Origin of the sequence: Saccharopolyspora sp. 7B (assembly GCF_020177435.1) — a bacterium.
GTDB lineage: Bacteria > Actinomycetota > Actinomycetes > Mycobacteriales > Pseudonocardiaceae > Saccharopolyspora_C > Saccharopolyspora_C gregorii.
The window spans coordinates 57,783-65,877 of record NZ_JAIUKC010000011.1 but is presented as its reverse complement, the minus strand read 5'-3'; the positions used below and the strand labels follow the sequence as shown (position 1 = coordinate 65,877).

The 8,095-nt window shown below is 70.6% G+C and carries 8 protein-coding genes; 5 read left to right on the top strand and 3 right to left on the bottom strand.

Features of this window, described 5'->3' with window-relative positions; genetic code table 11:
• Positions 1-626, top strand: a 626-nt coding sequence (locus LCD33_RS02245) for a TetR-like C-terminal domain-containing protein (protein ID WP_224977465.1), incomplete at its 5' end; no start/stop codon positions are given.
• A gap of 21 nt (positions 627-647) precedes the next feature.
• Here the strand turns inward: LCD33_RS02245 and LCD33_RS02240 are convergent.
• Entirely contained in the window at positions 648-1,232 is a 585-nt protein-coding gene (locus tag LCD33_RS02240) for a TetR/AcrR family transcriptional regulator (protein ID WP_224965907.1), read from the bottom strand.
• 133 nt (positions 1,233-1,365) lie between these two features.
• On the opposite strand from LCD33_RS02240, the gene LCD33_RS02235 reads away from it, so the two are divergent.
• Both LCD33_RS02235 and LCD33_RS02230 read left to right on the top strand, forming a co-directional pair.
• Positions 1,366-2,388 carry an NAD(P)-dependent alcohol dehydrogenase gene (locus LCD33_RS02235; protein WP_224962989.1) on the top strand — a complete coding sequence of 341 codons (1,023 nt, stop codon included), beginning with the start codon at positions 1,366-1,368 and terminating at the stop codon, positions 2,386-2,388.
• 363 nt (positions 2,389-2,751) lie between these two features.
• Positions 2,752-3,549: an ion transporter gene (locus LCD33_RS02230; RefSeq protein WP_224962968.1), complete on the top strand. Its 798-nt coding sequence runs from the start codon at positions 2,752-2,754 to the stop codon at positions 3,547-3,549.
• A gap of 82 nt (positions 3,550-3,631) precedes the next feature.
• Here LCD33_RS02230 and htpG read toward each other — a convergent pair whose 3' ends face one another.
• Positions 3,632-5,527 carry a molecular chaperone HtpG gene (gene htpG / locus LCD33_RS02225; protein ID WP_224962985.1) on the bottom strand — a complete coding sequence of 632 codons (1,896 nt, stop codon included), beginning with the start codon at positions 5,525-5,527 and terminating at the stop codon, positions 3,632-3,634.
• A gap of 169 nt (positions 5,528-5,696) precedes the next feature.
• Between htpG and LCD33_RS02220 the strand changes: the two genes are divergently transcribed.
• Together LCD33_RS02220 and LCD33_RS02215 are read left to right on the top strand one after the other, a co-directional pair.
• On the top strand, positions 5,697-6,338 hold the full coding sequence (locus LCD33_RS02220) for a TetR/AcrR family transcriptional regulator (RefSeq protein WP_224965910.1): 642 nt from the start codon (positions 5,697-5,699) through the stop codon (positions 6,336-6,338).
• Between the two features lie 131 nt (positions 6,339-6,469).
• Positions 6,470-7,678 (top strand): cytochrome P450, encoded by a 1,209-nt coding sequence (locus tag LCD33_RS02215; protein ID WP_224965911.1) that lies wholly within the window; start codon positions 6,470-6,472, stop codon positions 7,676-7,678.
• 186 nt (positions 7,679-7,864) lie between these two features.
• Here the strand turns inward: LCD33_RS02215 and LCD33_RS02210 are convergent, their stop codons facing one another.
• Positions 7,865-8,083 carry a DUF397 domain-containing protein gene (locus tag LCD33_RS02210; protein ID WP_224977464.1) on the bottom strand — a complete coding sequence of 73 codons (219 nt, stop codon included), beginning with the start codon at positions 8,081-8,083 and terminating at the stop codon, positions 7,865-7,867.
• Positions 8,084-8,095: the final 12 nt, after the last annotated feature.

Genomic DNA, 8,095 nt, shown 5'->3' with positions numbered 1-8,095 from the left:
GGTGCCGGTGGGAGCATGGCCCGGTGCGGGACGTCGTTCGCGGGTCGGGCCGGGTGGAGGCCGCGTTGCGCCACGCGCTGGTCGAGCTCGGTGCCGAATCCGACGTCGACCGGATCACCGTCGCCGCGCTGGCGCGTCGCGCCCGGGTCGGGCGCACCACGTTCTATCGGCGCCACGCGGACATCGGCGCCTACGTGGCGTCGCTCGGCGAGCGGGTGCTCGACGAGCTGTGCGCCGCGTTCCGCTCGGCGCAGCGGGAGGCGGGCCGGGACGCCGGGCTGTACCCGGTCCTCACGCTGCGGGTCGCGGGGATCCTCGCGGTCGTCGAGGAGCACGCGGAGCTGCTGCCGCTGCTGTGCCGCGGCGCCGCGGGCACCGGGTTCCGGCGCCGCTGCCGCCGGTCGCTGCGCGGCCTGCTCGCCGACGACTTCGCGGTGCTGGGGGCGCGGGTCGACGCCGCGTACTGCCCGCCGGAGTACCTGCTCGCGTTCCTGTCGCACGCGTTCGTCGGCACCGTCGCCACCTGGTTGCGGAACGGGCGGCCGGAACCGGTCGAGGAGATGACGTTCTACCTGACCTCGTTGATGAGCGGCAGCACCGCGGAGTTCCTGGAGTCGCGGGGCTGACCGGACCACGGTGGTTCCGGGTCAGGAGTGCCGGGCGCCGAGGATGGTGGTCATGGCGGCCTCCGCGGACTTCCGGCAGACCACGTCCACGTCGTAGCCCTGCAGGGACAGCACGCCGTCGAGGTAGAAGGTGGCGTAGCCGTGCGCCTGGGTGAGCAGCTGCTCCATCAGCAGCAGGGCCCGCTGCGCCGACGGGGCCGCCGCGAAGCACAGCGCCAGGTATTCGTCGATGAGCTCGCGGGCGGCCCGGCGCAGCTCCGGGAACCGGTCGCCGCTCAGCTCCGCCGCGAACACCACGTGCAGCCCGGCCCGGTGCCGGATCGAGTACCCGGTGTAGGCGGCGGCCGCTTCCGCCAGCCGCCGGTCCGGGTCCTCGTGCGCCGCCGTCGCGGCGACGACCTCCGCGCGCAGCTCGCCGGCCACGGCGAGCGCGACCTCGGCCTGCAGCGCGGCGCGGTCCGGGAAGTGCCGGTAGGGGGCGGCGGAGCTCACCCCGCAGCGGCGGGCGACCTCGGCGACCGAGAACGCGCCGCGTTCCGCGAGGAGTTCGCGAGCGGCGTCGACCAGGGCGGCCCGCAATTCGCCGTGGTGGTAGGCGCGCGGCATAAGGCAGCTCACAACGATGTCGGTTGCGTGCAATGTAAGTAGCCTCTTACTTTAGGGGAACGCATGCGCATACCGCAATGCGGATGATCACCGAACCCTGGAACAGGAGGCCTCAGTGGCTCCCACACCCGCCATGGCCGCGCCGAGTGCCGGTGCACCCCTGGAACGCACCGTGATCGACCGCCGCGACCTGCGCCCGGACGACGTCCTCATCGACATCGCCTACGCGGGCATCTGCCACAGCGACCTGCACCAGGCCGCCGAGGAGTGGGGCAGCGCGATCTTCCCGATGGTTCCCGGGCACGAGATCGCGGGCACCGTCGCCGCCGTCGGCTCCGCCGTCACCGCGCACCGGGTCGGCGACCGCGTCGGCGTCGGCTGCATGGTCGACTCCTGCGGCGAGTGCGAACCCTGCCGCGCGGGCACCGAGCAGTTCTGCGTGCGCGGCAACGTGCAGACCTACAACGGCGTCGGCTTCGACGGCGAGAACACCTACGGCGGCTACAGCAAGCAGGTCGTGGTCAAGGACTCCTTCGTCTGCCGGATCCCCGAGGGCATCGGGCTCGACGTCGCGGCTCCGCTGCTGTGCGCCGGCATCACCACCTACTCGCCGCTGAACCAGTGGCACGCCGGTCCCGGCAAGAAGGTCGCCGTCGTCGGCCTCGGCGGGCTCGGGCACATGGGCGTCAAGATCGCGGCCGCGATGGGCGCCGAGGTGACGGTGCTCAGCCAGAGCCTCAAGAAGAAGGAGGACGGGCTGCGGCTCGGCGCGTCCGACTACCACGCCACCTCGGACGAGGCGACCTTCGACGTCCTCAAGGGACGGTTCGACCTCATCCTCAACACCGTCTCCGCCGAGATCCCGGTCGACGCCTACCTGTCGCTGCTGCGCCCGGGTGGCGCGATGGTCAACGTCGGCGCGCCCGGAACCCCGCTGTCCTACAACGCCTTCTCGCTGATCGCGGGGAACAAGTCGCTGGCCGGATCGATGATCGGCGGCATCCCGGAGACCCAGGAGATGCTGGACTTCTGCGCCGAGCACGGCATCGGTGCCGAGGTCGAGGTCATCGCCGCGGACCAGGTGAACGAGGCGTACGAGCGGGTCCGGGCCAGCGATGTCCGATACCGCTTCGTCATCGACACCGCGACGCTCTGACTGGGTCTGTCTCCTCACTCGTTTTGCTCGGGGGACGGGTGGCGGAACCTCAGCTGCCTTCTCGCTGCGGGATCGTTTTCACAGGTGGCTCCGCCACATGGGAAAACGCTGTCCTCGCGAGAAGGCAGCTGAGAACCCGCGGGTGGTCCGGTTGCGTGCTGGGTCTCCGCTCAGCGGCTTCGCCGCTGACAGGCGAAGGACACGTTTCGCCGGGCAGGTTCCGGGCGCGTTGCGCGGCCCCCGCCCCCGCTGCGGGGTGGGGGGGCCGCGTCACGTTGAGTGATCCCCCGGGCATGGGCCGTGCTCGGCGGGCGCTAAGTTGATCACCGTCCGAAATGGAGTCAGCCCGGCGGGAGTACCACCATGAGCGTGCGCGAGCGCGTCGAGAACGTCGTCGAAGCGCCCCGGTTCCACGCGTTCATCATCGGCGTGATCGTGGTCAACGCGATCACGCTCGGCCTGGAGACGGTGCCGCACCTGCTGGACCGCTACGGAGCACCGCTGCACGCCATCGATCGCACCGCGATGGCCATCTTCGTCGTCGAGCTCCTCGCCCGGCTCTACGTGCACCGCGCCCGGTTCTTCCGCGACCCGTGGAACTGCTTCGACCTGGTGATCGTCGGGGTGGCGCTGGCACCGGCGACCGGGCCGTTCGACGTGCTGCGGGCGCTGCGCGTGCTGCGGGCGCTGCGGCTGATCTCGGTGGTGCCGACGATGCGCCGCGTGGTGTCCGCGCTGCTGGCGGCGCTGCCCGGCATGGCCTCGATCGCCGCGCTGCTCGCGCTGATCCTCTACGTCTCCTCGGTGCTGGCCACCACGCTGTACCGCGACGTCGCCCCCGAGTACTTCGGCGACCTGGGCTCCTCGCTGTTCACCCTGTTCCAGGTGATGACCGGGGAGGCCTGGTCCGACGTGGCCCGCGAAGTGATGGCCGCGCGGCCCATCGCGTGGATCTTCTTCGTCGCCTACATCGCCGTCACCACGTTCACCGTGCTCAACCTGTTCATCGCGGTCGCCGTCAGCGCGATGGAGACCCAGGTGGGCCAGGAGGACCGGCAGCGTGCCGCGGACGAGAGCGCCACCACGGCCGCGCTGCTCGCGGAGGTCCAGGCGCTGCGCGGCGAGATCCGCGAACTCCGCGACGAGTCCGCGAAGGTCTGACCGCCGCCCGCCCGGGGTGGACGGCCCGCTCGCCCGGTTCGCCGGGTCGAAGGGGCCGCCCACCTCGCGGGCGGGCCGGTGCTCAGAGGGTGGTCGCCAGGCGGTTCGCGAGCAGCGAGGTGAACTTCGCCGGATCGCGGAGCTCACCGCCCTCGGCGAGCAGCGCCATCCCGTACAGCAGCTGCGCCGTCTCGGCCAGGTCGGCCCGCTCGCCGTCCGCGGTGTGCGCGGAGCGCAGCCCGGTCACCAGCGGGTGCGACGGGTTGATCTCCAGGATCCGCTTCACCCGCGGCACCTGCTGGCCCATCGCCCGGTACATCTTCTCCAGCGTGGGCGTCATGTCGTGGTTGTCGCCGACGATGCACGCCGGGGAGCTGCTGAGCCGCGAGGACAGCCGCACCTCCTTCACATCGTCGGACAGCGCCTCGCCCAGCCAGGACAGGACCCCGGCGAACTCCTCCTGCTGCTGGGAGTCCTCCTCGGTCTTCTCGTCGAGGTCGACCTCGCCCTTGGTGATGGACTGGAAGCGCTTGCCGTCGAACTCCGGCACCGACTCGACCCACATCTCGTCGATCGGGTCGCTCAGCAGCAGCACCTCGACGCCCTTGTCCCGGAACGCCTCGATGTGCGGCGAGTTCTCGATCTTGGTGCGGGAGTTGCCGGTGATGTAGTAGATGACGTCCTGGTCCGCCGGCATCCGCTCCACGTACTGGCGCAGCGTCGTCCGGTCGCTCTCGTGGTGCGTCGACTCGAACGAGGAGATGTCCAGCACCAGCTCCGCGTTGTCCGGGTCGCCGACGATGCCCTCCTTGACGGCCTGCCCGAAGTTGTCCCAGAACGTGGTGTAGCGCTCGGCGTCGTTCGCCTGGATCTCCTGCACCGTGGTGAGGACCTTCTTCACCAGGCGGCGGCGCACCATCTGGATCCGGCGGTCCTGCTGCAGGATCTCGCGGGAGACGTTCAGCGACAGGTCCTGCGCGTCCACGACGCCCTTGACGAACCGCAGGTACTCCGGCATCAGCTCTTCGCAGTCGTCCATGATGAACACGCGCTTGACGTAGAGCTGGGTGCCGCGCTTCTGGTCCCGGGAGAACAGGTCGAACGGCGCGGTCGACGGGATGAACAGCAGCGCCTGGTACTCGAAGGTGCCCTCGGCCCGCAGGTGGATCGTCTCCAGCGGGTCGTTCCAGTCGTGGCTGATGTGCTTGTAGAACTCGTCGTACTCGGCCTGCTCGACCTCGCCCTTGGGGCGGGCCCACAGCGCCTTCATCGAGTTCACCGTCTCCACCTCGGTGGTGGATTCCCCTTCGGCGCCGGGCTTGTCCACCTCCATCCGGATCGGCCACGCGATGAAGTCCGAGTGCTTCTTGATGATCCGCGTCAGGGTCCCGGTGTCGGCGTAGTCGAGCAGCCGGTCCTCCTGGTCCTCCGCCTTGAGGTGCAGCGTGACCGCGGTGCCCTGCGGGGCCTCGTCGACGGTCTCGATGGTGTAGGTGCCCTCACCGCTGGACTCCCAGCGCGTCGCGCTGTCCTCGCCCGCCTTGCGGGTCAGCAGCACGACCTTGTCGGCGACCATGAAGCTGGAGTAGAAGCCGAGGCCGAACTGGCCGATCAGCTCCTGCGCGGCGGCGCCGTCGGAGGTGTCCTTGAGCTCCTGCAGCAGTTCCGCGGTGCCCGACTTCGCGATGGTGCCGATCAGGTCGCGCACCTCGTCCTTGGACATCCCGATGCCGTTGTCGCGGATCGTCAGGGTCCGCTGCTCGCGGTCCGGCTCCACCGAGATGTGCAGGTCCTCGGTGTCGACCTGCAGGTCCTTGTCCTGGTAGGAGGCCAGCCGCAGCTTGTCCAGCGCGTCGGAGGCGTTGGAGATGAGCTCCCGCAGGAACGTGTCCTTGTTCGAGTAGATGGCGTGCACCATCAGCTGCAGCAGTTTCTGCGCCTCGGCCTGGAATTCGGCCGTTTCCACCTGCGTGCTCACGTGAGTTCCTTCCTGGCCGCGTGTCGCGTCCGGCCGTCGAACGAGTGGTACGGGGGTCCGGCCTGCGCGGCCGGTTCGCTGGTCGTGAGGTTACCGGGCCGGTGATCGCGCCGTGCACGTGTTCGCCCTCGTCCCGGCGGGTGCGGGGCGGTCCGGCATGCTGTTGCCCATGTCCGGATCCGCGAACCCGCAGCGGCGCGCGTTGCGCTCCGACGCCCAGCGCAACCACCGGCGGATTCTGGCGGCCGCGCGGGCGGAGCTCGCCGAGCGCGGCCCGGCGATCCGGCTGGAGGACGTGGCCCGGCGCGCCGAGGTGGGGCTCGCCACGCTGTACCGCCGGTTCGCGGGCCGGCGGGAGCTGGTGGCGGCCGTGTTCGACCAGTACTTCACCGAGGAGGTCGAACCGCTGCTCGCCGAGGCCGCGGCCGAACCCGACGCGTGGCTCGGCCTGCGCCGCGGTCTGGAGGAGAGCCTCGAAACGGTGGTGCGCAACGGGGCGCTGCTGAACGCGGTGCACGAAACCGGCGTGACGATGTCCGATGTGCTGCCGAGGTTCCTGGCGACGATGGGGGAGGTGCTGCGGCGCGCCCAGCGCGACGGGCGGGTGCGCGCGGAACTGGGGGAGCGCGACCTCACCGCCGTGGTGGTGATGGTGCTGGCGACCGCGACGACCGGGGTGGCGGAGCGCGCCACCGGCGAATCGTGCGGCTGGCGGCGCTACCTGGCGCTGCTGCTCGACGGCAGCCGGCCGGGGGGAGCGGAACTGCCGTGCCCGCCCTCCGAAGCGTCGTCCGCGGACGCCGGCTGCTGATCCCGCCCCGCCGATCGGGATCGGCCGGGCCCGGCGGTGCGCTCTCAGGAAGTTCACAGGCGGATTAAGTGAGAGTCGACTCTCGGTTAGGTAGCGTGGGTCGGGTTCCCCTTCCGACACCAGGAGCGCCCATGTCCTCTGCGACGGACAGCCCGGCCACCACTCCCGCCCTGCCGCTGCACATGCGGCGCAACGGCTTCGACCCGGTTCCCGACCTCGCCGCGGCCCGCGAGAACGACGGCGTCACCCAGGTCGCCACCCCGTTCGGCGCCCGCGCCTGGCTGGTCACCCGGCACGCGGACGTCCGCGCGCTGCTCGGCGATGCGGAGACCTTCAGCAACGGCTGGCAGCGGCCGAACAGCGAGCTGTCCCCGGAGGAGGCGGCGGAGCTGCGCCGCGGCAACCTGCTGGGCTACGACCCGCCGGAGCACACCCGGCTGCGCAAGATGCTCACCCCCGAGTTCACGGTGCGGCGGATGCGGCGGCTCGAACCGCGCATCGTGGAGATCGTCGACCAGCACCTGGACGCGATGCGCCGGGCCGGTGCCCCGCGCGACCTGGTCACCGACTTCGCGCTGCCGGTGCCCTCGCTGGTGATCTGCGAACTGCTGGGCGTGCCCTACGCGGACCGCGACGAGTTCCAGACCCGCACCGGCACGATCTTGGACACCTCGCTGCCCGAGGACGTGCGGCGGCAGGCCAGCCTCGCGCAGCGGGCGTACATGCGCGAACTCGTCGAACGCGCGCAGGCCGATCCGGGCGAGGACATGCTCGGCATGCTGGTGCGCGAGCACGGCCACGAGCTGGAGACCCCGGACCTGACCGGCATCGCGAGCCTGCTGCTGCTCGCCGGGCACGAGACGACCTCCAACATGCTGGGCCTGGGCACCCTCGCGCTGCTGCGCCACCCCGACCAGCTGGCGCTGGTGCGTGACGACCCGGAACGGGTGGCGCCCGCGGTGGAGGAGCTGATGCGCTGGCTGAGCATCGTGCACTCCGGCACGCCGCGGGTGACCACCACCGAGGTGGAGATCGCCGGCCAGGTGATCCCCGCCGGGGAGATGGTCGTGTTCGCGCTGCCCGCGGCGAACCGGGACCCGGAACTGGTCGACGATCCCGACGCGCTCGACATCACCCGCAAGCCGACGAACCACATCGGCTTCGGCCACGGCATCCACCACTGCCTCGGCGCGCCGCTGGCCCGGATGGAGATGCGCATCGCGTTCCCCGCGCTGCTGCGGGCGTTCCCGGAGCTGCGCACCGCGATCCCCGACGACGAGATCGAGTTCCGCTCGTACCACTTCGTCTACGGCCTGAAGTCGCTGCCGGTCGCCTGGTGATCCCACGGGTGAACGGCCCGCCGGCCCGATACCTCGGGATGGGCGGGCCGTTCGCCTCACTCGGGTTTCGCCGACCAGCGTGCGCTGGCAGCGAAGCACAGCGCTGGAAAAGATCCCGCCTGCGCCGCCGTGTAGATGGAGAAATCCTCGCCTGCCGGAGCAAGCGAGGATTCACAAGGAAGCTTCCTATTCTGCGTGAGGTAAGCGTCCCGCCTTAACTGCACCGATGAGCGAGACCACGGTGTCGTGACTCAGAGCGAGGGCCGGACCGTGTGGGTCCTTGCTGTCACGGATGCCGTGCCAGGTGTGGTCTTGAGCGCCGAGTTCGATGCAGTTGTTCGCGCCGCCGCTGCTGCGGCTGCTCTTGTGCCAGGTGGCACCGCGTTCGTCCTTGAGCGTCGTCACGTCGCTTCCTCA